The sequence below is a fragment of the uncultured Pigmentiphaga sp. genome (assembly GCF_937950555.1).
Taxonomy (GTDB): Bacteria; Pseudomonadota; Gammaproteobacteria; order Burkholderiales; family Burkholderiaceae_B; genus Pigmentiphaga.
In genome coordinates this window covers 1-24,500 of the sequence record NZ_CALFCW010000077.1, presented here as the reverse complement: position 1 = coordinate 24,500, position 24,500 = coordinate 1, and the positions used below count along the sequence as shown (strand labels likewise).

Sequence of the window (24,500 nt, the reverse complement as noted above, 5' to 3'; positions counted from 1 at the left end):
GCGCGAGCAGCCGCTCGCGCGACAACGGCTTGCCCGCATTGCGCAGCAGGGCTTCGAGCAGGTTGAATTCTCCGCCGGTGAGGCGAACCTGCTCGGTTCCCCGGTGCAGGGTGCGCGCCTTGGGATCGAACACGAACGGACCGAATGCGACCGGTGCGTCCTTGGTCAAGGCCGATGGCCCGCTCTTGCGCCGCAGGACCGCTTCGATCCGCGCCAGCAGCTCGCGCGGGTCGAACGGTTTGCCCAGATAGTCGTCGGCGCCTGCTTCCAGGCCAATGATGCGGTCTACTGTTTCATCGCGCGCGGTGAGCAGGATGACGGGCAGGTCCTCCCCCCGTTCGCGCAGTCTTCGGCAGGCGTCGGCGCCGTCCCCGCCGGGTAGCATCCTGTCCAGCACCAGCAGGGCGGGGCTGTAGCGGGCGATGCGCGCCTCGAGATCGGTCGCATCGGGGGCGAGCAGGGTGTCGTAGCCCTGTTTGTTGAGGTAGTCGGCGAGCAGTTGGCGCAAGGCCGGATCGTCGTCGACCACGAGCAGTTTGGTGGCGGGTTTTTCCATGGCGGAATGTTCGCGTCAGGCGCTTGCAGCGGCAAGCAGCGTGAAATCGGTTGAAACAGATGGCCCTGCGCGTGCAACGGGTCCGAAACCGGCGCTGACCCAGAATGCAGTCACCGCCGCAGTTCGATGCGGTGTTGACAAGGAGTATCGCAATGACCAAGCACACCCTTCGCACTATCGCGTTGTCGCTCGCGCTGGCTACCGGCAGCGCCGGCGTTTTCCAGGCCGTCCACGCCCAGCCTGCCAATGACAATAGCACGCAAGCCGAGCAGAAGGCGCCCCACCAGCACCGCCACGCCTTCAAGGGACGCCACGGGCCGATGCACGGCTCCGCTTTCCTTCCCGGCAGCGAGGCGCCCTTCGCCATGCTGGGGCGGTTGAAGTCCAAGCTCAACTTGAACGAATCGCAACAAAAACTGTGGGACACCGCGCGTGAGCAGAGCCGGGAGGTTGCCAAGGCCGTGCGCGCCCAGCGCCAGGAAAGCGCCAAGGCGCTGCGCACCCAGGTGGATGCGGGGCCGCTCGACCTGCGCGCGCTGACCGCCAAGCGGGAAGCCGACCGCGCGGCGCTCAAGCCGAAGATGGACGCGGCGCGCGAGGCATGGCTGGCTGTGTATGACTCGCTCGATGGCCAGCAAAAGCAGCTCGTCACCGATGCCGTGAAAAAGCGCCTCGAGCGCGGCGACCGCATGCGCGAGCATCGTCGCTCTGCCCAACCGCCCAAGAACTAACGCCTGAAGCGTTCCCCTCAATCCTGCAGTACGGAGAACTGGCGCAGCAATGCGCCAGTTTTCTTTTTTTGCAGGAGCGATGGATTTGAAGCAGGATGTCGGCTTGTGCAGTCGGCGGGCGGTCGCGCCGAACCGGCGGGCAGCGGGGCGGTCTATCCAGCGTGTCATGGCATCGGCAGCCGGCACCGCCCGCGCGCGAACAAGCCGGGCGGACCCGGCCCCGCCGGCCGCTTCGATCCGGATCGCAATGGGAGGCCGTCATGGTGGTGGTGATCATGGGCGTTTCGGGCAGCGGCAAGACGACCGTCGGCCAGCTGTTGGCGGAGCGCCTGGGCTGCGGCTATGCGGATGCCGACATTTTTCATCCGCCGGCGAACATCGAGAAAATGTCGCGCGGCGAGCCGCTGGACGACGCAGACCGCGCACCCTGGCTGCAGGCGATGCGCACGGCCATCGAGGCGTCGCTCGCCACGGGCAAGCCGCACGTATTCAGCTGTTCGGCGCTGCGTGAGCGTTACCGGGCCGTCCTGGCCAAGCCGGGCGAAGACGTGGTGTTCGTCCATCTCGACGTGTCCTATGGCACCGTGATTCGGCGCCTGGCGCAGCGCAAGGGGCATTTTTTCGACCCGCGGCTGGCGCGCAGCCAATTCGATACGCTGGAGCCGCCGAGCAATGCCATCGTCGTCGACGCGGAGCAGCCGCCGGAGGCGATCGTCGAACGAATCCTGGGAGAGTTGGCGCGTCGAGGCAAGCCGGCCTTTCCGGGAAACCAACTTGGCTAAAATGGCCTGCTTACCGGCGCAGCGCCGCAACGAACCCAGAACAGCCATGCCCAAGCCCGATACCTTGCTGGCGCATGCCGGACGCGCTCCAGAAGCGTACTCCGGCATGGTCAATACTCCCGTCTTCCGCACTTCTACCGTCATCCATCCCACGATCGAGTCGTACGAGGCTCCGCGCGACCTGACCAAGAAGCCGGTCAGCTACGGCCGGCACGGAACGCCCACCACGTTTGCTTTCGAAGAAGCCGTGGCCCGCTTGGAAGGCGCGCATCAGGCGGTGGCCACGCCCAACGGCTTGTCGGCCATCATCGTGGCCTTGCTGGCGGTGCTCAAGCCCGGCCAGCATTTGCTGGTGACTGATTCGGCCTATTCGCCTGCGCGCGGTTTCTGCGACCGCAGGCTGGTGCCCATGGGCATCGAGGTCGAGTATTACGATCCGCTCATCGGCGCCGGCATCGCCGACCTGCTGCGCGACAACACCGGCGCGGTGTTCTGCGAGTCTCCGGGTTCGCTCACTTTCGAGATGCAAGACATCCCGGCGATCGCGCGGGCGGCCCATGCGCGCGGCATTCCCGTGCTCGCCGACAACACCTGGGTGACGCCATATTTCGCCTCGCCCTTCGAGCTGGGCGTGGACATTTCGATCCACGCGGGTACCAAGTACATAGGCGGCCACTCCGACCTGATGATAGGCGTCGTCTCCACCAACGAGCAGTACTGGAAGCCGGTGCGGCAGACGGTGTACGACTATGCCTATAGCGTGAGCCCGGACGATTGCTATCAGGCACTCAGGGGCCTGCGCACGCTGGGCGTGCGCCTCAAACAGCACGAGAAGAACGCTCTGGAAGTGGCGCGCTGGCTGCAGCAGCAACCCGAGGTATCGCGAGTGCTGTATCCGGCGCTCGAGACCGATCCGGGGCATGCCCTCTGGAAACGCGATTATCGGGGGGCCTCGGGGTTGTTCTCGGTCGTCTTGAAGCCTGTTGACGAAGCGGCGCTCGCACGCTTCGTCAACGGCCTGCAGCTGTTCGGCATCGGTTCGAGCTGGGGCGGCTTCGAGAGCCTGATTACCGTGGTGCACGCGGCGCCTTATCGCACTGCTACCCGATGGCAGCCCGAAGGGCCCGCCGTGCGCCTGCACATCGGCCTGGAAGATCCGGCCGACCTGATCGCCGACTTGCGCCAAGGACTGGATCGCTTGCACGCAGGCGAGGCTCCGGCGCATGGGTGACGACCGAGCGCTGGAGGTACTGCGCCGGGTTTTCGGTTATGACCATTTCCGCGGGCCGCAGCAGGAAATCGTGAACCACGTGGTGGCCGGCGGCGATGCGCTGGTGCTGATGCCTACCGGCGCAGGCAAGTCGCTGTGCTATCAAGTGCCCGCCCTGGTGCGTAGCGGCACGGGGGTCGTCGTATCCCCGCTGATCGCCCTGATGCAAGACCAGGTCGATGCGCTGACCGAGCTGGGGGTCAAGGCAGCTTTCCTGAATTCCACGCAAGACTATGCCCGCGTGCGCGAAGTCGAGCGGGCGTTCATCGCCGGCGAGCTCGATCTGCTGTACGTCGCGCCCGAGCGCTTGCTGACCGAGCGCTGCCTGTCCTTGCTCGAGCGCGGCCGCATCGCCCTGTTTGCGATCGACGAGGCGCACTGCGTCTCGCAATGGGGGCATGATTTCCGGCCGGAGTACCTCGGTTTGTCGATGTTGCATGAGCGTTGGCCGCAGGTGCCCCGCATTGCGCTCACCGCCACGGCGACCCAGGCCACGCGGCTCGAGATCGCGGAGCGGCTCGGGCTGCAAGACGCGCGTCATTTCGTCTCCAGCTTCGACCGTCCCAATATCCGTTATCGCATCGTCGAAAAGAGCGATCCGCGCCGGCAATTGCTGGATTTCCTCCGTCAGGAGCACGCCGGGGATTCGGGCATCGTGTACTGCTTGTCGCGGGCGCGGGTGGAGGAGGTCGCCGAATTCCTTTGCGCCCAGGGCATCGATGCCATGCCATACCACGCCGGCCTGGACGCGGCCGTGCGGGCTGCCAACCAGGCGCGATTCCTGCGCGAAGACGGGGTGGTCATGGTGGCCACGATCGCGTTCGGCATGGGGATCGACAAGCCTGACGTCCGCTTCGTGGCCCACCTCGACCTGCCCAAGTCGGTGGAGGGGTATTACCAGGAAACGGGCCGCGCCGGCCGCGACGGGCTGCCGGCCACGGCCTGGATGGCCTATGGGCTGCAGGACGTGGTGCAGCAAAGGCGGATGATCGACGAGTCCGCCGGCGATGAGGCGTACAAGCGCCGTTCGGCCGCCATGCTCGAAGCCATGCTGGGGCTGTGCGAGACCGTGGAATGCCGTCGGGTGCGCCTGCTGCAATACTTTGGCGAGCGCTCGCAGCCTTGCGGCAATTGCGATACGTGCCTCGAGCCGCCGCAGGCGTGGGACGGCACCCAGGCGGCGCAGAAAATCCTCTCGGCCGTCTACCGGCTCTGGAAAGAGCGCGGCCAGCGTTTCGGCGCGGGCCACGTGATCGATATCCTCCGCGGCAAGCGGACCGAACGCGTCACCCAACACCGCCACGATGAGCTGAGCGTGTTCGGCGTGGGGGCGGACCTGAGCGAGAAAGAGTGGCGCAGCGTGTTGCGGCAACTGATTGCGCTGAACCTACTGACCGTGGATCACGATGCCTACGGCACGCTGGCGCTGACCGAAGGCAGCCGCGCGGTACTCAAGGGAGAGCGTGTCTTGATGCTGCGCCGTGAGACCGCCAAGCCCAGCCGCAGCCGGGAAGGCGCCCGCGCCCGTGCCGCCGCGACCTTGCCGCCCGAGGCCGAGTCTTTGTTCACTGCGCTGCGGGCCTGGCGCGCCGAGGTGGCGCGCAGCCATGGCGTGCCGGCGTATGTCATTTTCCACGATGCCACCCTGCGCGAGATCGCGCTGGCCCGGCCGTCCTCGTTGGAGGCGCTCGGAGAGATCAGCGGCGTCGGCGCGCGCAAGCTGGAGGCGTATGGGGAAGAGATACTGGAAAGGGTGCGGAACCCGTTGAACTGAGCCGGGAGCCGCCTGCCGGCGGCTCCGCGGCGCGAGTTCACCTGGCGGGGACCGTCCAGAAGAAGATTTGCTTGTTGTCCACCGTCAGTCGTTGCTGCGGCTCCCAGTCCCCCATGTCGAAAGCGTGCGAGACGATGCGGGTGCCGGGCTTGAGCGCGAGCAGCTTGGGCCGCAGTTTCAGGTTCAGGTTGGGCAGCAGGTACAGCGTAATGACGGTGGCGGGCGAGAGGTCTTGCTCGAACAAGTCTCCCTGTATGAACTGGACTTTGTCCGTCACCCCTTGCGCGCGGGCGTTGGCGTTCGCTTCCTCGATGCGGCGTGGATCGAGGTCTATGCCCACGCCGCGCGTCCCGAAGCGTTTGGCAGCCGTGATGGGAATGCGCCCGTCGCCCGAGCCGAGGTCGTACAGGACGTCGTTGGGGCCGACCTTGGCGACTTCGAGCATGGCGTCGACGACAGCTTGGGGCGTGGGAACGAAGATGACGTCCGGCGTGCGGTAAGTCCGCTTGGACGTGGGGTCGGCCGATTGTGCGCAGGCCGAGGTGGCGACACTGGCTGCGGCTGCCAGGGTGGCCAGACAGAAATCGCGTCGCTTCATGGACTGTCTCCCAGGGTCGGTTCAGGTCAGGGTCGGTTCAGCTCAGGATGCCGCCGAGGCATCGCGCGGCAGCACCAGCATGACGACAGCGCCGACGATCAATACCGCGACGCCCACCAATGCCCCGACGCCCGTGTGTCGCAGGCTGGCATAGAACAGGTAGCCGCTGGTCGCGATGAACACCAAAGGCGTGAGCGGGTAGAGCGGTACGCGGAAGGGGCGGTGCGCCGATGGATCCTTGCGTCTCAAGACGAAGAGCGCGACGCCGGTCAACACGAAGAAGAACCAGAATACCGGCGCCGTGTATTCGACCATGGTTGCGAATCCGCTGCGGGTGTAGGCCCCGAGCAGCACCAGCGCGAGCGCGATCGCGGCCTGTATCCACAGCGCGTTGACGGGCGTATGCCACCGCGGGTGCCATTTGGCCAGCACCGCGAACGCGGGGGTGTCCCGCCCGAACGCGTAGGTGGTGCGGGCGCCCGTGAGGATGGTGGCATTGGCCGAGGTGAGCGCCGAAACGGCGATCAGCAGGGCGATTAGCTGCGCGCCGGGTTCTCCCAATGCCCGGCGCATCATGTCGGCCGCCACGGCAGAAGAGGCGCTCATGCCCGCCTGGCCGAGCATTTTCAAGTAAGCCAGATTGACCAGCAGGTAGAGCAGCGTGACCAGCGCGAGGCTCCAGAACAGCGCCCGGGGCAGGCTGCGGCTGGGGCCCATGGCCTCGGCCGAGACGTAGGCAGCCTCGTTCCAGCCGCCGTAGGTGAGCATCACGAAGATCAAGACGAGGCCCCAGTTGGCCGTCGAGGACGCAGGCGGCGGAGGCGGTGCGGCCGAGGCGTCCGCGGTGAAGAACAACCCGACGGCGATGATGAGCAGCACGCCGCCTACTTCGACCGCGGTCAGCAGGTTCTGCGTCCATTTGCCGGTGCGTAGCCCGGCGATGTTCACCCCCGTCAAGACCAGGATCACCGCCGCTGCGTAGATGGCCGAAGAGGCCGGACCCAGGCTGACGATTTGCGAGGCGTAATCGCCGAAGATGTAGCCGAGCAGCGCAATCGAGCCGGTGGGAATGACCGTGAGCCGGGCCCATGCGAAGAGGAAGGCCAGGCGCGCGCCGAAGGCCCGCCGCAGGTAGTGGTAGTCTCCGCCGGCATGCGGATAGGTGGCCGCCAGCTCGGCATAGCACATGGCGCCGGCTATGGCGATCAAGCCGCCCAGCGCCCAGGAAAGCATCATCGCGGCCGGGCTGCTCGCATGGGCGGCGACCAGGGAAGGGGCGCTGAAGATGCCGGCGCCGATGACGATGCCGACCACCAGCGCCATGATGTCCAGCGTCCTGAGCATGGGTTGCGGCGCTGGTACCGCCGTCGATGATTCGGTCCGGGATGCGGACGGGTTTGATGCGGGCAACGCGTCACTCATGCAGGAAATTCCTTGGCGCAGGGGAGAATGCGTACGGACCGACGGCGGCAAGCGAGGCAGGCTGTGGAATGCGCCCAGCCAAGCTTACAGTCTGCTGAAGGTAAAGGCGAAAGGCGAAGGCGGTCAAGTCCCCGATACGGCCGAGGCCCGCTCCTGGTCGAACTGGTCCCTGACCTTGATCCGGAAGTCGCTGGGAGACATGCCGGCGTGCTTAGTGAAGAAGCGCGAGAAGTAGCTGGGGTCGGAGAAGCCCAGCGTAAGCGCGATCTCCTTGACGCTCAGCGACGAATAGGCCAGGTCGCGCCGTGCCTCGGTCAACAGGCGATCGTTGATCACGCCCAGGGCCGACAGTCCGAGCTCTTCGCGGCAGATCCGGTTCAGTTGCGTGGGCGTGATGCCGAGGCGCTCGGCGTAGAAGGTGATGGCGCGTTGTTCGCGGAAGTTGCGATTGAGCAGGGCCTTGAAGCGATGCAAGTGGACGACGCTGCGCGAACTGCGCCGGCTGGGATCGACGTGAGCCTGCGTCGCGATCTTGCGGGCGAGGAGAATCAGGACAGAGGCGAGCAGCGAGCCGAGCAGGGGCAAGCGCCACGGATGCGCCTCTCCGTATTCGGCCAGCAGGAGTTCGATCGACTGGGAGAAGGCGCGATAGCCGGGTTCCTCTGGTTCGAAGGGGATGTGCCGCGGCGATTGGAAATGCGCGAGCAGGTTGGCCTGGCCCGCCAGCAGATTGTCCACATGCTGCGTGACGATGGTGATGACAGAGCCGTCGATATCTTCGGAGAAGCGGAATCCGTGCGCGTGCAAGGCGGGCACGAAGAGCGCGCAGGGGCCGTGGGCGGTGAAGCGGCTGTCTTCGAACTGGATGTCGGCCCGGCCCGACCGTATGTACAGAATTTGCACGAAGAGATCGTGGCGATGCAGCTTGATCTCCCAATCGTACAGGCTGCTGCGCTGCGGGATGGATTCGCAATGCAGGCTTTCGTGAACGAGGTTTTTCCCGTGTTCCCCGTAGAGAGCGTAAGTCGGTACGCTGTGTTTCATGGAAGTCGGCATGAGCCAGGCAGAATGTTCCGATTATCCATGAACATGTATTCAAAATCTATTCATCCCTGGGATGATGGTCCGTAAGATGGCTTCCACTCGAACCATCCACAGGAGACGCGCCATGAGGGTCCAAGTCGCCATCATCGGATCCGGGCCGGCGGGCCTGTTCCTGGGCCAGATTCTTTCCCGCGCGGGCATCGAAACGCTGATCATCGAGCAGCGAAGCAAGGAATACGTGCTGGGCCGCATACGCGCAGGGGTCCTGGAACAAGGCACGGTCGAACTGCTCGACGAGCTGGGCGTGGGGCGCCGGATGCACGAGCAAGGGCTCGTCCACGAAGGCATCGAGCTCTGCTTCGACGGCCAGCGGCATCGCATCGACCTAAAGAACCTGTCGGGCGGCAAGACCGTCATGGTGTACGGACAGACCGAAGTCACGCATGACTTGATGGATGCCCGGGAAGCGGCCGGCTATGCGTCGGTCTACGAGGCCGAAAACGTCAGCGTGCACGATTTCGACACCGATCGGCCCAAGGTCAAGTACCGCAAGGATGGCGCCGAGCACGTGGTGGAGTGCGACTTCATCGCCGGGTGCGACGGGTTCCACGGCGTGAGCCGGGCGAGCATCCCGGCATCCGCCATCAAGACGTACGAGAAGGTGTATCCGTTCGGTTGGCTGGGGATCCTCTCCGATACGCCGCCGGTGTCGGACGAACTCATTTACTCCAACCACGAACGCGGTTTTGCGCTTTGCAGCATGCGTTCGCCCACCCGCAGCCGCTATTACGTCCAGTGCTCGCTTGACGACAAAATCGAGAACTGGCCGGATGAGCGCTTCTGGGACGAGCTGCGCCGCAGGCTGGACGACGAGGCCGCCGCGTCGCTCGTCACGGGGCCATCGATCGAGAAAAGCATTGCGCCGCTGCGCAGCTTCGTGGCCGAGCCCTTGCAGTTCGGGCGCCTGTTCCTCGCCGGCGATGCGGGCCACATCGTCCCGCCCACCGGAGCCAAGGGGTTGAACCTGGCCGTGTCGGACGTGCGTTACCTGTCCGACGCCATCATCCGCCACTATGGCGGAGATCGCGAGGGCATCGCCACCTATTCCGAGCGCTGCCTGAACCGAGTCTGGAAGGCCGTCCGCTTCTCGTGGTGGATGACGTCGCTATTGCACAAATTCCCCGAGAACGGCGAGTTCGGGCAAAAGATCCAGCATGCCGAACTCGCCTACCTAGTAGGCTCGCAGGCGGCTTCCACGGCCCTGGCCGAAAATTACGTCGGCTTGCCGTACTGAACGCTCAGCGCTCCTGGCCCCGGCCTGCGCCCAGCCCCTTCCACCGCTTGAGGCGGTCGGAATGGATGCCGAACAGGTCCAGCATGCGCAGCACGGTGTGGTTGACTAGGTCGTCGACGCTTTGGATGCCTGCGTAGAAGGCGGGAACGGGGGGGAATACGATTCCCCCCATTTCCGTGACTGCGACCATGTTCCTCAGGTGCGCCAGGTTCAACGGCGCTTCGCGCGTCAGCATCACCAGCCGGCGCCGCTCCTTCAGTACGACGTCGGCGGCGCGCGTGATGAGGTTGTCCGCATAGGCGTGCGCCACCGCCGCCAGCGTTTTCATAGAAGTGGGCGCGATCACCATGCCGGCCGTCAGGAACGACCCGCTCGCGATCGCCGCGCCCACGTCGCCGGGGTGATACACCACGTCGGCCAGGTTCGCGAGGTCTTTGCGGCCGAGGCCATGCTCGTGCATGGTATTGAGCACGCCGGCCTCGGATACGACGAGGTGGGTTTCCCAATCGGGCAGGTCGCGCAGCACTTCCAGCAAGCGAAGTCCATAGATGGAACCTGTGGCTCCGGTGATCGCGACGATCAGGCGTTGGCGCGGCTGCTCGGCCGGCGATGAACTCATGGGGTCTCCTTGGCAAAGGGCGTACGTGGCGCCCGATTCGTGGCCGCCGGACCGTTCGGCGCGTCAAGTCCGGGCCGCTCCATTGTATTGGGCTTTCCGGCTGTGCACGAAGGAAAAAAGCGCGCCGGCGGGGCTGTCTTGCCGCCCGCCGGCGCCGGTCGTTCATTCCGGCTGGAGGTTGGCTTTTTCGATGACCGCCTTCCAGATCCGCGCTTCGCTTTCGATGCGCGCCGCGAACTCGGCCGGCGTGCTGCCTATGGGGGTGAGCCCAATGTCGGCATACTGCTTGCGCACCGCGGGATCTTGCATGACTTCCCGCAGCGCGGAAGAGAGTTGCTGGATGACTTGCGGATCGGTGCCCAGGGGCGCCGCGAGGCCCCACCAGTTGCCGGTGACCAGGCCGGGCAGTCCCTGCTCCGCCGTCGTCGGAACCTCGGGCAGGATGGACAGGCGTTCTTTGTCTGCCACCGCGATGGCGCGCAGTTTGCCGGAGGACACGTGTCCGGCGACCGAGCTCAGGGCCGTGATGTAGAGCTGGATGTCGCCAGCCATCAAGGCCTGCACGGCGGGAGGCGAACCGCGGTACGGCACGTGGGTCAGCTGCACGCCGGCAAGCTGGCTGTACAGTTCGGCCGCCAGATGCGGAGGCGTGCCGTTGCCGGGCGAGCCGTAGTTCAGCTTGCCTGGGTTTTTCTTGGCCGCTGCGGTCAAGTCGGCCAGCGTGCGGATGTCAGACGCGGCGTTGACCACGAGCACGGACGGGCCGTTGCTCAATAGGGAAACCGGCGCGAGATCCTTGATCGGATCGAAGCGCATGCTCTTGAACAAATACTGGTTGGTGACGAAGTTATTGGTGGCACCGAGCAGGAAGGTGTAGCCGTCGGGCGCGGCGCGCACGACTTCTTCGGCGCCGATGTTGCCCGAGGCGCCGCTCTTGTTGTCGATCAGTATGCGCACGCCGAAGCGCTTTTCCAGCAGAAGCTGGGTAAAGCGCAGGGTGATGTCGCCCGTATTGCCGGGAGCGTACGGAACGACGACGCGTATGGGGCGCGCCGGCCAAGGCTCGGCGGCGTAGGCAGAAGCGTGCAGGCATGCCGAGGCGGCCAGGCATGCCAGCAGCGACCGGCGGACCGGAGACGGAGGAAAGGGCATCATGGAACGATCTCCTTGCAGGACGGATGGGCGATGATTCGGCCGTCGACTATCGTCAATAGCGAATGCAGCGACGCGATGTCGTTTTCCTCGCAGGTCAGCGGGTCCGCATTTACCACCACGAGGTCGGCGAGCTTGCCCGGCGCAATGGCGCCGCGCACGTCTTCATCGAAAGTCAGATAGGCTCCGCCGCGGGTCGCGATGCGCAGGGCCTCCTGCCGGCTGAGCGCCTGGGCCGGTGCCACCTGTGTGCCGTTGCGGCTCAAGCGCGCGACGGCATGCCAGATCGGCCCGAACAGCGAGACGGGAAGATTGTCGCTGCCGAATGCGACCGGGACGTTTGCATCGAGCAGCCGGCGCAGCGGCACGATGTCGTCTTGCCCTTGCGGGCCGCGACGCTGGACCCAGAGGTCGCCGTCTTTGTAGATATGCCGGTTGGTGTGTGTCGTCAGCACGAGGCCGAGGTCGCGTATGCGGGCCACGGTCTCCGCATCGAGCACGGGTTGGTGTCCCAAGACCCATCGCTGGTCATCGATGGCATGTTGCCGGTGGGCGGCCTCGAACAAGGGAAGCAGGTCTGGCCAGATGCCCGCCACCCGGATGCGCGCGCGAGCGGCCTCCACCAGCAAGGGCGCGAGCAGCCCGGCATCGAGCGCCGCACCCGCCTGGAATCCTGCCCATCCGGTGCAGGGATGATTGCTGGCGCGCAGCTGGTTGTTGAGCGGGTCTTTGTCGATCTCCGCGTAAATGCCCTGGACGCGCAGCAAGTCGTCGCCCCGGCCGCGCCGCGCAAGCCAGGCGCTCCACTCGCGCAACAGTTCGATCGCGTCGCCGCTGCCGCGCGGGCCCCAGTAGGGGCTCAGCACGAGGGTCGCCCTGACCGTGGCGGCGCCCTGGGCGTGCACGGTTTCATAGGCGCGTATGACTTCATCGGCGACGCCGTGTCCTTCGAACACGGCGGTCGTGCCATAGCGGTTGTATTCGGCCATGGCGTGGCGCAGGCCCGCTGCCCGCTGTTCCAGGGTAAAGCCCGGGGCAGCCCGCATCAGGGTGTGCTCGACGATGGGCACGAGCGTGTGTTCCACGAAGCGGCCCGTGGGGACTCCCCGTTCATCGCGTTCGATCTCTACGTCAGGCGAGGGCGAGACGGTGTCAGGCCCGATGCCCGCGAGTTCCAGCGCCCGCGAGTTCGCGACCGAGATGAGCGGAGTCCGGTTGCGCCAGTATCCCCAGATCGGACGTATGTACACCGGGTGGTGGGGGCTGGCGCGGTCGAGGTCTGTGCGCGTGGGGTAGAGCCCGGCCGCGAGCGCGTTTTCGGGTTCGGGGTATTCGGGCGGTTGGCCGATGGGCTGGGTGACGATCCAGGTGCCAGGCGGGGCCTTGCGCGCTTCCTCGGCGATGAGTTCGAGAACCTCTTCTTTGCTACGGGCGGCGGAAAGGCTCGGCAAATGGCGCCGCAGGCCCTCGCGATCCATATGGGCATGCCCGTCGGTAAATCCGGGCAGCACAGTCTTGCCGGCGAGGTCGATGCGTTCGGCGCCGGGGCCGGCCGCGGCCAACACGTCCTCGTCCTTGCCCACGGCGACGATGTGTCGGTCTTGGATGGCGACTGCAGAGGCAATCTCATCCCGGTCGTTGCAGGTGATGATCTTGCCCCGATGGAGAACGAGGGGTGCAGGCACGGCCGGCGAACTCCTGGCTAAGCGTTTGTAGGAAATCTAGCAGAGTCAACTAATTGTAAAAATTGAAATGTTCATATAGATTTATATGAATCTTCAAACTATTGGCGTCGGCGATGTCGATTTCTCTGCGCCAGCTGGAAGCTTTCGTCGCGGTGTGCAATGAAGGCAATTTCAGCAAGGCCGCCCAGCGCATCCACATCTCTCAATCTGGATTGAGCATTCTCATCCGGGACTTGGAACAAAGCCTGGGCTGCCGGCTGTTCGACCGCAGCACCCGCCAGGTTTGCCTGACGGACGCCGGCCGCGAGTTCCGGGGCCCCGCGGCGCGCCTGTTGGCCGATCTGGCCACGGCCGTCGGCAATGTGAAGGGCCTGGCTTCACGCCAGCACGGCCACGTTACCGTGGCGGCGCCGCCGCTATTGATGTCGAGGCTGGTGATCGACATCGCCGCGCGTTTCCGGGCGGCGTATCCGCACATCGCACTCACGCTGCGCGACATCCCTTCCGAAGACATCCCAGCCGGCATCGCCTCGGCGGAGATCGACATCGGGATCGGGGCGCTGCCCGAGGAACAAGACGACTATCTGACCGAAACCCTGCTTGAAGGGCCGCTCGTGGCATTGCTGCCCGGCGATCACCCCCTTGCGCGGCGCCGGGCGGTGAAGTGGGCAGACATCGCCGCCGCGCCGCTGGTCACGCTCACGCCCGAAAACGCCTTCCGGCGCGTGCTGGACCGCAGTTTCGCGCGCCTGGGCCTAGTCCCGTCGGTCGCGGTCGAGGTCGTGCAATTGAGCACGGTCATCGGCTTGGTCGAGGCCGGGTTCGGGGTGGCCATCATGCCGCCGTACGGCGCCCTGTTCCCCGGGGATGGGAAGACGGTCGCGAGGCCGTTGCGCGACCCCGTCGTCCGCTCCGAGATCGCCTTGATTCGCGACCGGTTCCGGTCGCCATCCGCAGCTGCGTCGGCTTTCATCGAGGTGGCGCGCGAAGCCGTGGCTGGCATGGGTGCTTCTTCGGCCTGACTTCCAGCGGCCCGCGTCGCGTGTTACGTAACGTCGACGGCACTGGCACGTAACATCCCGTCCCCCAGGCCGGCCAGCGGCCGCGGGAACGCTGCGACTATCGCACCGGAGAAATATTTCCGGCTCGCCGATATCCCTTTGGGTTTCAACGTTTCCCGCATCCTGAGGCTTGGCCGGCCGCTTCGCCCCGTTCTCCGGCGCGCAGACGGATCACGATGGCATAGGTCTTGCTCGACCATGCGGCAAGCACGTTTTCTTCCCATCGACCGTACCTCGCAAGCGGATAGGGCGGCGATGGCGTATCGGATTGTTTTGGGGAGCTGAGTGAAAAAGATTCTTCGCGCCGACCCGGGCCGGAAGCGCGGGTGCCGGGTCTCGGCCGTGGAAAAAGCGCTCGCGTGGAGCAACCGCCAGGCTGGTGGCGCGAGAGCGGTGCTGGCGCTGCTGGCGGCGGGCGTCTGGACCGCGCCCGCGTGGGCCGATGATCCGCCCGGACCGTTGGGCCTGCTCAATGTCCGCTTGACGGACGGCGCGGCCATACGTGTATTGAACCCGGCTCCGCCGGCGGCCGCCGATGGGGTATCCGTGACGATTTCCGCGTCCCTGTCCGGAACGTCACGCGCTTCTTCGTCTCCCGGTGCGTCCATCGCGGGGGCCGTCGTCAGTGGGGAAGGCGCCCAGGCGAGTGGCGTGAACGCCGTGGCGATCGGAGCGGGCGCCCAGGCCGGCGCCGCGAACAGCGTCGCGCTGGGCGCCGGTTCGACGGCGGACCGGCCGAACACGGTTGCCGTGGGAGCAGCCGGCCAAGAGCGCCAGGTCACCCACGTTGCCGACGGCACGCAGGACACTGATGCAGCCAATGTCCGGCAGCTGCGCAGCGCCACCGGCGAGCTCCAGAACGGCCTGAACGACCTGCGCAACGATTTGCGCACGGTCGAGCGCAATGCCAATGCGGGCACGGCGTCGGCCATGGCCGTGGCCGGCCTGCCCCAGCCCTATGCCCCCGGCCGCAGCATGGCGGCGGCCGCGGCCAGCCACTACCAGGGCCAATCGGCGATCGCGCTGGGCGTGTCCACGATTTCGGAGAACGGCCGTTGGGTGTACAAGTTCGCCGGCAACGTCAACTCGCAAGGCAAGGTGGGCGCGGTCATCGGCGCCGGATTTCAATGGTAGCGGGCATGCAAGACGCATTGGAGAGCAAGATGTCGGGGCGTAGCGCCCGCTTCCGCCCCGCGGTGGGGGGCGAAGACTCGGGCCGTATTTTTCGTGTGCTGCGGTTGGGGAGCGCGCGCGTGGCCGGTTGGTTCGCCTGCGCGCTTGCGTCGATTGCGGTCAGCGGGTGCGCCTTGTCCGGTGGCGGTCGCGTGGATCCATCCGCGGTCTCGTTTCCGTCGCCGGAGTCCGCGTGGATGAAGGACGGCATTTTCGTCAACCTGGACAATCTCCGGCAAATGATTCCCGGCATGACCAAGCCCCAGGTCTACGACCTGCTCGGACCTCCGCATTTCGACGAAGGCGTGTTCGGCGTCCGCGTCTGGAACTATCTCTTCAATTTCCGTACCGGCAACGGCAATGATTTCATCCGGTGCCAATACCAACTGCGGTTCGATGCGACCATGCGGACCGAAGCCGGTTATTGGAATCGCCGCGAGTGCGCTGAAATGGTGTACCCCCGTCCGGTCGCGGCCGCGCCGTGACAGCAGGCGTTGCCACGGAAACAGTCCCTCGTTTAACAGTCCCTCGTTTGTATGAAGGGCGTGGCCGAGTTAGGATTAGTCTCCATCGATTCCCTACGCGCAACCGGGGCGGTTGCCCCTGCCTTCTCGCCGGCGCCAGGGCGCCGCGCATCCTGGTCTTGCCCGGACGCCTGAGCTTCTGTTCGGAAGGGCGCAGCGTGCTAGGGGCGAGTTTCCTGGAGACCCGCATGTCCACATTTACTTCCCTGACCGAAAACTTCGCCGTGGCTCCCCAATTGGCCCCAGATGACATGGCGGCCGTGGCGGCCGCCGGGTTCAAGAGCGTGATCAATAACCGCCCGGACTTCGAGGGCGGCCCGGCCCAGCCTTCGAGCGAGCAAATGAAGGCGGCCGCCGAGGCGGCCGGGCTCAACTACGTTTACCAGCCCGTCAACGGCGCGAATATCCAGCCCGATGACGTCGCGACTTTCGCATCGCTGCTCAAGACGCTGCCTGGCCCGGTGCTGGCGTTCTGCCGGAGCGGGGCGCGCTCCACGAAGTTGTTCATGTTTGCGAGTCAACAAGCCGAATAGGACAGCGACGTGAGCTTGACGTTGGCGCGGGTACGGGAGCAGATCTCCAGGCGTCGCAAACTGCTGTGGCGTTGCATTGCCGTTCTGCTGGTTCTTTGGTTGTCGTATCTGGGGTTGGCCGCCTGGGGCGTTCCCAAGGCGGTGCGCAGCGTCACCCTCGCCCAGGTGCCGGAAGTGCTCGGGCGCGAGGCACGCGTGGGCGAGGTGTCGTTCAATCCGTTCACACTCCGCCTGCGGGTGCACGATTTCGCCATTCTCGATCCGTCCGGCACCAACGCGGATTTTTCCGTCTCGCAGTTGGAAGTCAATGCGTCGATCTCGTCATTGTTCCGGTTGGCGCCGGTGATCGACGCGTTGAGCGTCACGGCGCCGCGCCTGACGCTCGTTCGCGAGCCGGGAGACCGGTTCAACATCAGCGACATTCTCGATCGCCTCGCCGCGCGACCCGCCTCCGAAGGGGGGCCGCCGCCGCGTTTCTCGCTGAACAACCTCACCTTGGAAGAAGGGGAGATCACGGTCGAGGACCAGGTCACTGGCCGGCGGCACACGGTGCGCGACTTGCGGCTCGGCATTCCGTTCCTGTCTACGCTGGCCTACGCCACCCGCATCGACGTGGAGCCCCGGCTTTCCGCGCTGGTCAATGGCAGTCCGTTCAACCTGGAAGGCAGCGCACGGCCCTTTGACACGCCCCGCACGTCATCGCTGCACGTCAAGCTCGAAGATTTCGGCCTCGACGCATTGGCCGATGCGATCCCGGGGGCGGTACCGCTGAAATTCCGGCGTGCACGGCTCGACACCGACGCGCAGTTGATTTTCGACGAAGGCACGGGGGGGCCTCCCAAGGTTCGACTGGAGGGCAATGCCACGCTGCGCGAAGTCGACGTGCGCGCGCCAGGGGATGCGCATCTGCTGGGCTTTGATCGATTGGCCGTAGAACGGTTTGCGCTCGAACCGCTCGCGCGCCGTTTCGAGACCGAGCGCGTTGCCCTGTATGGTCCTCGGCTCCATGCCAGCCGTGCGGCCGACGGGCGCATCAACCTGTCCGAGGTGGCCGCGCAGTTCCAAAAGCCTGCCGCCGGCCCATCCCCCGCCGATCCGGCGCCTTCGACGGACGATAAGGACTGGCACGTGGCCGTCGGCGCGCTCGTGGTGGAAGGGGGCGCCCTGGAGTGGCGGGACGAGGGGGCCAAGTTCGATTACCGAGTATCCGACCTAAACGTCGAACTGCGAGACGTGAAGCTGCCCGCTTCCGCCGACCAAGTCTCGCCCGTGTCGCTGTCCGCGCGCCTCGGCGAGCAAGGCAAGCTGCAAGTCGGCGGGCCCCTGCGCTTGCAGCCGCTTGCCGCAGATCTCGATGTGGACCTGGAGGATTTGGCACTGCCGCCGCTTGCGCCCGCGTGGGCGCCGTACCTCGCGCTGCGCGTCGAGGATGGCACGTTGGGGCTCGGGGCGAAGCTGAGCGTCGCGCAGGGCGAATCGCTGTCGGTGCGCTGGCGCGAAGGCCGGCTTGCGTTACGCCGTTTGCGCGCTGCGACCAATGCCGACAAAGCCTCCAGCCTCAAGCTCGAGCAGCTCGAGTTGTCCGGCGTGGCGGGGGATCTTGCCGAGCGGACGGCGAAGATCCAGCGCGTTGCGGTCAACGGCGTGACGCTCGCTGCCAACCGGTCGCGTTCGTCCGACATCGGCTGGGCGTCGGTCCTGCCGGCCAAGGCACCAAGCCGGGGCGGTGCGCCTGCCTCCGCCCCCGCTTCGCCGGAGGCACCATGGCAGTTTGCCGTCGAGGCGTTGTCCTTGCAGAAGGCGGGGTTGCAGTTCACCGACGAAGCAGTTCGGCCCAGGGTGCGCCTGCGGCTGGACGACCTGCGGCTCGATGCGCGCAACCTCAGCTCGAACCTGGGCGCGCCGATCGAGTTCACCTTGAGCTCTTCCATCCAAGGGCGCGGTAGCGCGGCGCTGCAAGGCACGGTCGTGCCGCAGCCGCTTGCCGTGAAGGCGCAAGTGCGGGCGCGTCGCGTGAACCTGACGGCCCTGGCGCCATACTTGTCCGATCGCCTGAACGCTGCCGTGAACAGCATCGTGGTGGGCGCCAACGGCCGCCTGGAATATGCCGCTGCGGCGCAAGGGCGGCCGCAGCGCGCAGCCTGGGTGGGATCGGCGGAGGTGAGCGACCTCGAGATGACCGACAAGCTCAATTCCGCGGACTTCCTGAAGTGGCGGCGACTGGCGTTCAGGCGCATCAATGTGTCGAGCACGGGCGATACGCTCGAGGCGGACTTGGGCGACATAACCCTGGAGGATTTCTTCGCGCGGGTGATCCTGAATGAACAAGGCCGGCTGAACCTGACGCAAATCATGGTCGAGCCGGGCCAGGAGGCCGGCTCGATTACCGACGACACGCCCGCTGCGCAAAGCAAGCCTGCGGAGCCGCCGGGCGAGCAGGCTGACGACGGGGCGGCCGCGCCCGCTTCCAAATTCCCGGAAAAAATCCGGGTGGGCGAGGTGCGCCTGGCGCGCGGCAACATCAATTTCACCGACAACTTCGTCAAGCCGAATTACCGCGCCAACCTGACGGACATCGAGGGCAGCATCTCCGCCGTCTCGTCCACCGATACGCAGCCCGCCGACGTGCAGGTGGCCGCCAAGCTCGACGGCAACGCGACGGTAGACATCACGGGCAAGCTGCATCCCTTCGGGCCGCGTCTCTATACCGACATCCGCGCCAGCGCCAAAGGCGTCGACCTGCCGGACTTGACGCCCTATGCGGCCAAGTATGCCGGCTACGCGATCGAGCGCGGCAAGCTCTCCATGGACGTGCACTACCAGATCGAGGACGGCAAGCTGCAGGCCAGCAACAAGATCTTCCTCGACCAGCTCACGTTCGGCGAGCGCGTGGAGAGTCCGGATGCGCTGAACCTGCCGGTATTGCTGGCAGTCTCGCTGCTCAAGAACAGCCGCGGCGAGATCGACATCGAATTGCCTGTTTCAGGTTCGTTGGACGATCCGCAGTTCTCCATTGGCGGCATCATCTTCCGGGCGCTCATCAATCTCATCGGGCGCGCGGTCACGGCGCCGTTCTCGTTGCTGGCTGCTGCCTTCGGCGGCTCTGGCGAAGAGCTGTCGCACATAGAGTTTGCACCGGGCAGCGCCGTGTTGGACGAGGAAGCACGCAAGCGCATCGACGTACTCGTCAAGGCGCTGAACGACCGGCCCGGGCTGAAGCTGGATGTTTCGGGTCGCGCCGATCCCAAGGTCGATGCCGAGGGGCTGCGCAAGGCGGGCGTGGAAGAACTGATTCGCGCCCAGCAGCGCGCGGCCCTGCGCAGGGGCGGGGAGGCGCCGCCAGACAAGGACCTGCCTCCCCTCGATGCCCAGCAGCGAGCCACGTACCTGGAGCGCGCCTACAAGGCGGCGAAGATCGACAAGCCTCGCAACGCGCTCGGTTTTGCCAAGTCCCTGCCCGGCCCGGAGATGGAGTCCCTGCTGGAAGCCAGCATCACGGTCGGGCCGGAGCAGTTGCGCGAGCTCGCGGCCCGTCGCGCGCAAGCGGTCATGTCGGTGTTGCGCGAAGCCAAGCTCGGTGAGCGTGCTTTCTTGATCGCCCCGCGCGTCGAGTCCAAGGGCGAGGCGACAGGCAAGCCGGTCGGCGTCGAGTTCAGCCTGAAATAGGCTGCCGCGCGGGAAGGTGGCTGCGCGCCTTCCCGCGCTAGCTTCCCGTTTCGAGGTCCATGGGCGCCGGCTCCGGGCGATCCGGATTCAGGCGCAGCCATACCCGGCGCATGGACGGATCTTCCGCGTCCACGTCGACGCGAAAACCCAGCTTGGACATCAGGGCCAGCATGGGTGCATTGTTGCCGAGCACCAGCCCTTCGATGACCTTGAGCCCTTGCTCGCGCGCCGCGTTGACCAGTGAGGTCATCAACTGCATGCCGAGGCCGCGGCGTTGCCAAGCGTCTGCGATGACCAGCGCATACTCGGCGCTGTCGCCGTCTGCGTAGAGCAGGTAGCGCGCGACCCCGATGATGGCTTCGCGCAGTTCGCCCGGGTGTTCCGGGTCGGGTTCCCACACGGTAGCCACGAGCGCGAGTTCGCGGTGGTAGTCGATCTGCGTATAGCGCGCGAGAGTACGCGGCGAGAGCTCCCGCATGAAGGAAATGAAGCGCATGTAGCGCGTGTGTTCGGAAAGGCCGCGCGTGAAATCCTGCAGCGGCACGGCGTCTTCCGGGCGGATGGGGCGGATGGTGTAGGGCGAGCCGTCCCGGAACTGCAAATGGCGAACCAGGCGCATGGGGTAGGGATGGATCGCCATGTGGGCATAGCCCCCTATGCCCGGATCGGCCTCGCCGGCCGGTTCGCGCGTCAGCGTGATCCGGGTGTCCGTGGCCACGACGCGGTCGCCGTCGATCATCACGGGGTCGATGTCCAGGCTCTCGATGTCCGGCAGGGCGCAGACGATCTCGGAAATGCGCACCAGCACGTCCTCCAGCGCATCGAGCGCGCGCGGCGTGAGGTTGGGGCTCAATTCGTAGCGCCATATGGCCGAGCGCTCCATCAGCCGCCGGGCCAGGAAGCCGTTCAGGGGCGGCAGTTCGATGCTGCGGGTTGCCGGGCTCTCGCCGCGGGAGCGTGCCGGGCCGAAGCGGATCACCGGCCCGAAGAGCGCATCCCGGGCCACGCCTATGGATACCTTGATCGACCCGGGAGGCCCCGCCATGGCTTCCACGGTGATGCCTTCGATATGGGCCTGCGGCGCCGCGGCCCGCGCGTTGGCGAGCATGCGGTGATAGGCGGTGACGAGCTCGGTGCTGTTGCGGATGTCCAGGTGCACGCCGCGCACGGCCGACTTGCGGACCACGTCGGGCGAATCGATCTTGATGGCCACGGGAAAGCCGATCTGTTGGGCGGCGATCACCGCCTCGGCCGGCGTGCGCGCGAGTATCACCTGCACCACCGGGATGTGGAAGGCGGCGAGCAGGGCTTTGCTTTCCGACTCGGTCAGCGTCAGCCGACCGGAGGAGCGTGCGCTGTCGATGAGGATGCGCGCGCCGGCGAGGTCGGGGTCTTGGCCGGGCGGTTCCGGCGGCGGCGTTTGCAGCAGCAGTTGCTGGTTGTAGTGGTAGGTGGCGAGATTGCCGAAAGCATCCACGGCGGCCTCGGGTGTGCGGAAGGCCGGAGAGCCGGCATCGTCCAGGATGCGGCGCAACGGACGCATGGCTGCGTCGCCCATGAAGCAGGTAATGACGGGCTTGGGCGCCTGCGGCGCAGTTTGCGCCAGGGCCTGCGCCACCGCTTTCATGTCGGCTTCCGGGTCGGGGGAGAACACGGCGAGCAGGCCGTCCACGCCGGGGTCGGCGACGATGGCTTCGACCGCCTGGGCGCATGCCCGGGGATCGGGAACGGAAAACTCCACGACCGGGTTGTCGGTCCAGGCGGCGGGGCTGAGCGTGGTAGCGAGCTTTTCCCGCGTCGCTTCCGCCAGTTCGGCGCGCATCACGGGACGGTCTGGCCCGAGCAGGTCGAGCGCGAGCTGGGCGGGCCCGCTGCCGTTGGCCAGCACAGCGATGCGCCGGCCGCTGGGGCGCTTGGCGAAACCGAGTGCCTTCACCGCCGAAAACAGCTGCACGAAATAGCGCACTCGCACGGCGCCGGCGCGGCGCAGCGCCGCATCGAACACGGCATCGGGCGATACCGGCGGCGAAGCGGGGGAAGCCATTGCTTCGCCGGGTGAGGTGTCGTGCACCGCCAGCGGGCGGACGCTGGTGCGCGTGCGCCCGCCGTGTCCCGCCTTGAGCACGACCACGGGCTTGACGCTGGCCGCGGCGCGGATGGCGCTCATGAACTCGCGGGCGTTGCGCACGTCTTCCAGGTATAGCGCAATGCTGTCGGTGCGGGAGTCCGCCACCAGGAAATCCAGGACGCGCGGGACGTCGAGCACGGCTTCTGCGCCCAACGACACCACGGTGGAAAAGCCCGTGCGGTTGTCGTCCGCCCAGTCCATGACCACGGCCATGATCGAGCGCGACTGGGTGACGAGTGCGACGCGTCCGGCGCGGCCCAGTTGCGGATGCACGCTCGCGTTGAGCCCCGCATGCGGGCGCTGCAAGCCAAAACTGTGCGGTCCCAGCACGATGCAATCGTGGGCTGCCGCCCAGGCTTTGCAGAAATCATTGTCTTCCAGCGACGGCTCGTGCGTCAGGAGGGCGACGGCCCGAGGGCGTGCAGGGGCCAGTGTCGAGAGCGTGTCGCGCAGCGCCGCGCGCGGCACGGCGACGACCGCGAGGTCCGGCCTGTCTTCCGCTGCGACCAGCGTCCGCGGCAGCGTCCAGCGAAGTTGCGGGTCCAGGCGGATCTCGGCAGTGCGCGCACGCAGGGCAGCCGGCAACGCGGACATCAAGGGCAGCGGGCGGTCGCTGATGGCGATCAGCGACCGCGGGTCGAACAAGGGAGACAAAGCGTGGCGGGACATGGCCCTCCTCACGGGATCAGGCAATGGAGGTCATTCTCGAAGGATAAGCGCTTTCGCCGCAAGTGGCGGCCACGGCAATACAATACGGGCAAAGGCCCATCGCCCTCTCGCGCCTTGCCGGGCATGCGTGGGCTGGCTCGCCCTGGGCCGCGGCATGCCCGGACCTCGTCCGGACGGCGCGGGCATGCGCGCATTGCAACTCTCCTGATGCGGATACGCCGCCTTGCGGCGCGGTCTCGCCGAACACGAATACTGATACCTGGATCCAAGAACTTCCCTATGAGCATCGATTCTTCGTCGCCTTCGGGCCGCAACCCGGCTGTCCGCACGCGTTTCGCGCCGTCGCCCACCGGTTTCCTGCACCTGGGCGGCGCGCGCACGGCGCTGTTCTCGTGGGCGTTTGCACGCCATCACGGCGGCACCTTCGTCCTGCGGATCGAAGACACTGACCTGGAGCGTTCCACTCCCGAGGCCGTGCAGGCCATCCTGGACGGCATGCACTGGCTGCAGCTGGACTATGACGAAGGCCCGTTCTACCAAATGCAGCGCATGGACCGCTATCGCGAAGTCATAGCGAGCATGCTGGAAGCCGGCACGGCTTATTACTGCTATTGCTCGCCGGAAGAGCTCGAGGCCATGCGCGAACGCGCCCGAGCCGAAGGGCGCAAGCCGCGCTACGACGGAACTTGGCGGCCCGAGCAGGGCAAGACGCTGCCCCCGGTGCCGCCCGGCCGCAAGCCGGTAGTGCGCTTCCGCAACCCGCTGGACGGCGAGGTCACTTGGAATGATCTCGTCAAAGGGCCCATCACGATCTCCAACGCCGAGCTCGACGACTTGATCATCGCCCGGCCGGACGGCACCCCCACCTATAACTTCTGCGTGGTGGTCGACGATTGGGACATGGGCATTACGCACGTCATCCGTGGCGACGACCACGTCAACAACACGCCCCGCCAGATCAACATCCTCAAGGCGCTCGGTGCCACGCTGCCGCAGTACGGGCACGTTCCCATGATCCTGGGCCCCGACGGCGAGAAGCTGTCGAAGCGGCATGGCGCCGTCAGCGTCATGCAGTACGACGAGCAAGGGTACCTGCCCGAAGCCATGATCAATTACCTCGCACGCCTGGGATGGAGCCATGGCGATGACGAAATTTTCTCGCGCGAGCAATTGATCGAGTGGTTCGATACCCGCAATCTGTCTAAGTCGGCTGCGCAATGGGATCCCAAGAAGCTGAACTGGGTCAACGCGCACTACATCAAGCACAGCAGCGATGCCGATTTGGCCGAGCGCGTCGCGCCGCGCATCCTGAAGCGTGGTGGAAAATTGGAGGGCGTCGACCTGCCGGCCATCATGGGCCTGCTCAAGGAGCGTGCCGAAACGCTCGAGCAGCTGGCGGCCGATGCGATGCTGTTCTGCGGTGAGTTCGACCCGTCGGCCACGCCGCCGGAACTGGTGGCCCAGCACCTGACCGACTCCGCGCGCGCCATGCTGCGCGACTTTGCGCAAGAGGCGGAGAAGATCGAGTGGACGCGAGAGCAAATTTCTTCGCTCATGAAGCACACTTTGGCCAAATATAGTGTTAAGATGCCGGCCCTCGGGATTCCGTTGCGGGTAGCCGTAACGGGGCGGGCTCAAACCCCAGCCATCGATGCAGTGTTGACGCTGCTAGGTCGCGAAAAAGTTTTGGCCCGCTTGCACAAGATCTGAAATTCGTGCATAATCTCGATTCTTCGCAGTGCACGGGGGTATAGCTCAGCTGGGAGAGCGCTTGCATGGCATGCAAGAGGTCAGCGGTTCGATCCCGCTTACCTCCACC

General features: G+C 66.0%; 19 protein-coding genes and 1 tRNA gene. 12 read left to right on the top strand and 8 right to left on the bottom strand.

What is annotated here, in order from left to right; translation table 11 throughout:
- Positions 1-556, bottom strand: a 556-nt coding sequence (locus Q0319_RS19230; RefSeq protein ID WP_299455257.1) for a response regulator, incomplete at its 3' end; no start/stop codon positions are given.
- A 152-nt stretch (positions 557-708) separates the two neighbouring features.
- Here Q0319_RS19230 and Q0319_RS19225 point away from each other — a divergent pair.
- From Q0319_RS19225 to recQ, 4 genes are all read left to right on the top strand, one after another.
- Positions 709-1,287, top strand: coding sequence for a Spy/CpxP family protein refolding chaperone (locus tag Q0319_RS19225; RefSeq protein WP_299455254.1), 579 nt, complete (start codon positions 709-711; stop codon positions 1,285-1,287).
- 260 nt (positions 1,288-1,547) lie between these two features.
- Positions 1,548-2,069 carry a gluconokinase gene (locus tag Q0319_RS19220; RefSeq protein WP_296470083.1) on the top strand — a complete coding sequence of 174 codons (522 nt, stop codon included), beginning with the start codon at positions 1,548-1,550 and terminating at the stop codon, positions 2,067-2,069.
- Positions 2,070-2,115: 46 nt separating this feature from the next.
- Positions 2,116-3,300 (top strand): cystathionine beta-lyase, encoded by a 1,185-nt coding sequence (gene metC / locus Q0319_RS19215; RefSeq protein WP_296470086.1) that lies wholly within the window; start codon positions 2,116-2,118, stop codon positions 3,298-3,300.
- The gene (gene recQ / locus Q0319_RS19210; protein WP_296470089.1) at positions 3,293-5,113 is read left to right on the top strand and encodes a DNA helicase RecQ; all 1,821 of its coding nucleotides are present in this window, start codon (positions 3,293-3,295) and stop codon (positions 5,111-5,113) included. The genes metC and recQ overlap by 8 nt, the downstream gene beginning before the upstream one ends.
- 37 nt (positions 5,114-5,150) lie before the next feature.
- Here the strand turns inward: recQ and Q0319_RS19205 are convergent, their stop codons facing one another.
- The 3 genes from Q0319_RS19205 to Q0319_RS19195 all read right to left on the bottom strand — a co-directional run bounded on the left by Q0319_RS19205 (position 5,151) and on the right by Q0319_RS19195 (position 8,177).
- The gene (locus Q0319_RS19205) at positions 5,151-5,711 is read right to left on the bottom strand and encodes a class I SAM-dependent methyltransferase (protein WP_296469309.1); all 561 of its coding nucleotides are present in this window, start codon (positions 5,709-5,711) and stop codon (positions 5,151-5,153) included.
- A 42-nt stretch (positions 5,712-5,753) separates the two neighbouring features.
- Positions 5,754-7,133, bottom strand: coding sequence for an amino acid permease (locus Q0319_RS19200; RefSeq protein WP_296469311.1), 1,380 nt, complete (start codon positions 7,131-7,133; stop codon positions 5,754-5,756).
- 123 nt (positions 7,134-7,256) lie between these two features.
- Positions 7,257-8,177 (bottom strand): helix-turn-helix domain-containing protein, encoded by a 921-nt coding sequence (locus tag Q0319_RS19195; protein ID WP_299455248.1) that lies wholly within the window; start codon positions 8,175-8,177, stop codon positions 7,257-7,259.
- 124 nt (positions 8,178-8,301) lie between these two features.
- Here Q0319_RS19195 and pobA point away from each other — a divergent pair, with 124 nt between their 5' ends.
- Positions 8,302-9,471 (top strand): 4-hydroxybenzoate 3-monooxygenase, encoded by a 1,170-nt coding sequence (pobA, locus tag Q0319_RS19190; RefSeq protein ID WP_296469315.1) that lies wholly within the window; start codon positions 8,302-8,304, stop codon positions 9,469-9,471.
- Between the two features lie 4 nt (positions 9,472-9,475).
- Here the strand turns inward: pobA and Q0319_RS19185 are convergent, their stop codons facing one another.
- From Q0319_RS19185 to Q0319_RS19175, 3 genes are all read right to left on the bottom strand, one after another.
- Positions 9,476-10,090: a UbiX family flavin prenyltransferase gene (locus Q0319_RS19185; RefSeq protein ID WP_296469316.1), complete on the bottom strand. Its 615-nt coding sequence runs from the start codon at positions 10,088-10,090 to the stop codon at positions 9,476-9,478.
- Positions 10,091-10,252: 162 nt separating this feature from the next.
- Positions 10,253-11,245: a tripartite tricarboxylate transporter substrate binding protein gene (locus tag Q0319_RS19180; protein ID WP_296469318.1), complete on the bottom strand. Its 993-nt coding sequence runs from the start codon at positions 11,243-11,245 to the stop codon at positions 10,253-10,255.
- Positions 11,242-12,927 carry an amidohydrolase gene (locus Q0319_RS19175; protein WP_299455243.1) on the bottom strand — a complete coding sequence of 562 codons (1,686 nt, stop codon included), beginning with the start codon at positions 12,925-12,927 and terminating at the stop codon, positions 11,242-11,244. The genes Q0319_RS19180 and Q0319_RS19175 overlap by 4 nt, the downstream gene beginning before the upstream one ends.
- Before the next feature lie 113 nt (positions 12,928-13,040).
- Between Q0319_RS19175 and Q0319_RS19170 the strand changes: the two genes are divergently transcribed.
- The 5 genes from Q0319_RS19170 (at position 13,041) to Q0319_RS19150 (ending at position 19,884) form a co-directional block, all read left to right on the top strand.
- Positions 13,041-13,949, top strand: a complete 909-nt coding sequence (locus tag Q0319_RS19170) for a LysR family transcriptional regulator (RefSeq protein WP_296468034.1) — start codon at positions 13,041-13,043, stop codon at positions 13,947-13,949.
- A gap of 324 nt (positions 13,950-14,273) precedes the next feature.
- Positions 14,274-15,122 (top strand): YadA family autotransporter adhesin, encoded by an 849-nt coding sequence (locus Q0319_RS19165; RefSeq protein ID WP_296468033.1) that lies wholly within the window; start codon positions 14,274-14,276, stop codon positions 15,120-15,122.
- 29 nt (positions 15,123-15,151) lie between these two features.
- Positions 15,152-15,646, top strand: a complete 495-nt coding sequence (locus tag Q0319_RS19160) for an outer membrane protein assembly factor BamE (protein WP_299455239.1) — start codon at positions 15,152-15,154, stop codon at positions 15,644-15,646.
- A 227-nt stretch (positions 15,647-15,873) separates the two neighbouring features.
- Complete coding sequence (locus Q0319_RS19155) at positions 15,874-16,218, top strand: TIGR01244 family sulfur transferase (protein ID WP_296468029.1); 345 nt, start codon at positions 15,874-15,876, stop codon at positions 16,216-16,218.
- A 9-nt stretch (positions 16,219-16,227) separates the two neighbouring features.
- A complete protein-coding gene (locus tag Q0319_RS19150; protein WP_299455235.1) occupies positions 16,228-19,884 on the top strand; it encodes a DUF748 domain-containing protein in 3,657 nt (1,218 codons plus the stop codon).
- Between the two features lie 37 nt (positions 19,885-19,921).
- Here Q0319_RS19150 and Q0319_RS19145 read toward each other — a convergent pair whose 3' ends face one another.
- On the bottom strand, positions 19,922-22,681 hold the full coding sequence (locus tag Q0319_RS19145) for a GNAT family N-acetyltransferase (protein WP_296468024.1): 2,760 nt from the start codon (positions 22,679-22,681) through the stop codon (positions 19,922-19,924).
- A gap of 279 nt (positions 22,682-22,960) precedes the next feature.
- Here Q0319_RS19145 and gltX point away from each other — a divergent pair, with 279 nt between their 5' ends.
- Both gltX and Q0319_RS19135 read left to right on the top strand, forming a co-directional pair.
- Positions 22,961-24,391 carry a glutamate--tRNA ligase gene (gltX, locus tag Q0319_RS19140; protein WP_296468023.1) on the top strand — a complete coding sequence of 477 codons (1,431 nt, stop codon included), beginning with the start codon at positions 22,961-22,963 and terminating at the stop codon, positions 24,389-24,391.
- 34 nt (positions 24,392-24,425) lie between these two features.
- Positions 24,426-24,498: transfer RNA gene (locus Q0319_RS19135), tRNA-Ala, on the top strand.
- Positions 24,499-24,500 lie beyond the last annotated feature (2 nt).

What these genes read in the sequence shown, in the direction of transcription:
- Q0319_RS19160 (WP_299455239.1), top strand. Translation starts at nt 15,152, where the DNA reads ATGTCGGGGCGTAGCGCCCGCTTCCGCCCCGCGGTGGGGGGCGAAGAC.
- Q0319_RS19195 (WP_299455248.1), bottom strand. Translation starts at nt 8,177, where the DNA reads ATGAAACACAGCGTACCGACTTACGCTCTCTACGGGGAACACGGGAAA.
- gltX (WP_296468023.1), top strand. Translation starts at nt 22,961, where the DNA reads ATGAGCATCGATTCTTCGTCGCCTTCGGGCCGCAACCCGGCTGTCCGC.
- Q0319_RS19220 (WP_296470083.1), top strand. Translation starts at nt 1,548, where the DNA reads ATGGTGGTGGTGATCATGGGCGTTTCGGGCAGCGGCAAGACGACCGTC.
- Q0319_RS19180 (WP_296469318.1), bottom strand. Translation starts at nt 11,245, where the DNA reads ATGATGCCCTTTCCTCCGTCTCCGGTCCGCCGGTCGCTGCTGGCATGC.
- Q0319_RS19205 (WP_296469309.1), bottom strand. Translation starts at nt 5,711, where the DNA reads ATGAAGCGACGCGATTTCTGTCTGGCCACCCTGGCAGCCGCAGCCAGT.
- Q0319_RS19170 (WP_296468034.1), top strand. Translation starts at nt 13,041, where the DNA reads ATGTCGATTTCTCTGCGCCAGCTGGAAGCTTTCGTCGCGGTGTGCAAT.
- Q0319_RS19185 (WP_296469316.1), bottom strand. Translation starts at nt 10,090, where the DNA reads ATGAGTTCATCGCCGGCCGAGCAGCCGCGCCAACGCCTGATCGTCGCG.
- pobA (WP_296469315.1), top strand. Translation starts at nt 8,302, where the DNA reads ATGAGGGTCCAAGTCGCCATCATCGGATCCGGGCCGGCGGGCCTGTTC.
- recQ (WP_296470089.1), top strand. Translation starts at nt 3,293, where the DNA reads ATGGGTGACGACCGAGCGCTGGAGGTACTGCGCCGGGTTTTCGGTTAT.
- Q0319_RS19225 (WP_299455254.1), top strand. Translation starts at nt 709, where the DNA reads ATGACCAAGCACACCCTTCGCACTATCGCGTTGTCGCTCGCGCTGGCT.
- metC (WP_296470086.1), top strand. Translation starts at nt 2,116, where the DNA reads ATGCCCAAGCCCGATACCTTGCTGGCGCATGCCGGACGCGCTCCAGAA.
- Q0319_RS19145 (WP_296468024.1), bottom strand. Translation starts at nt 22,681, where the DNA reads ATGTCCCGCCACGCTTTGTCTCCCTTGTTCGACCCGCGGTCGCTGATC.
- Q0319_RS19155 (WP_296468029.1), top strand. Translation starts at nt 15,874, where the DNA reads ATGTCCACATTTACTTCCCTGACCGAAAACTTCGCCGTGGCTCCCCAA.
- Q0319_RS19200 (WP_296469311.1), bottom strand. Translation starts at nt 7,133, where the DNA reads ATGAGTGACGCGTTGCCCGCATCAAACCCGTCCGCATCCCGGACCGAA.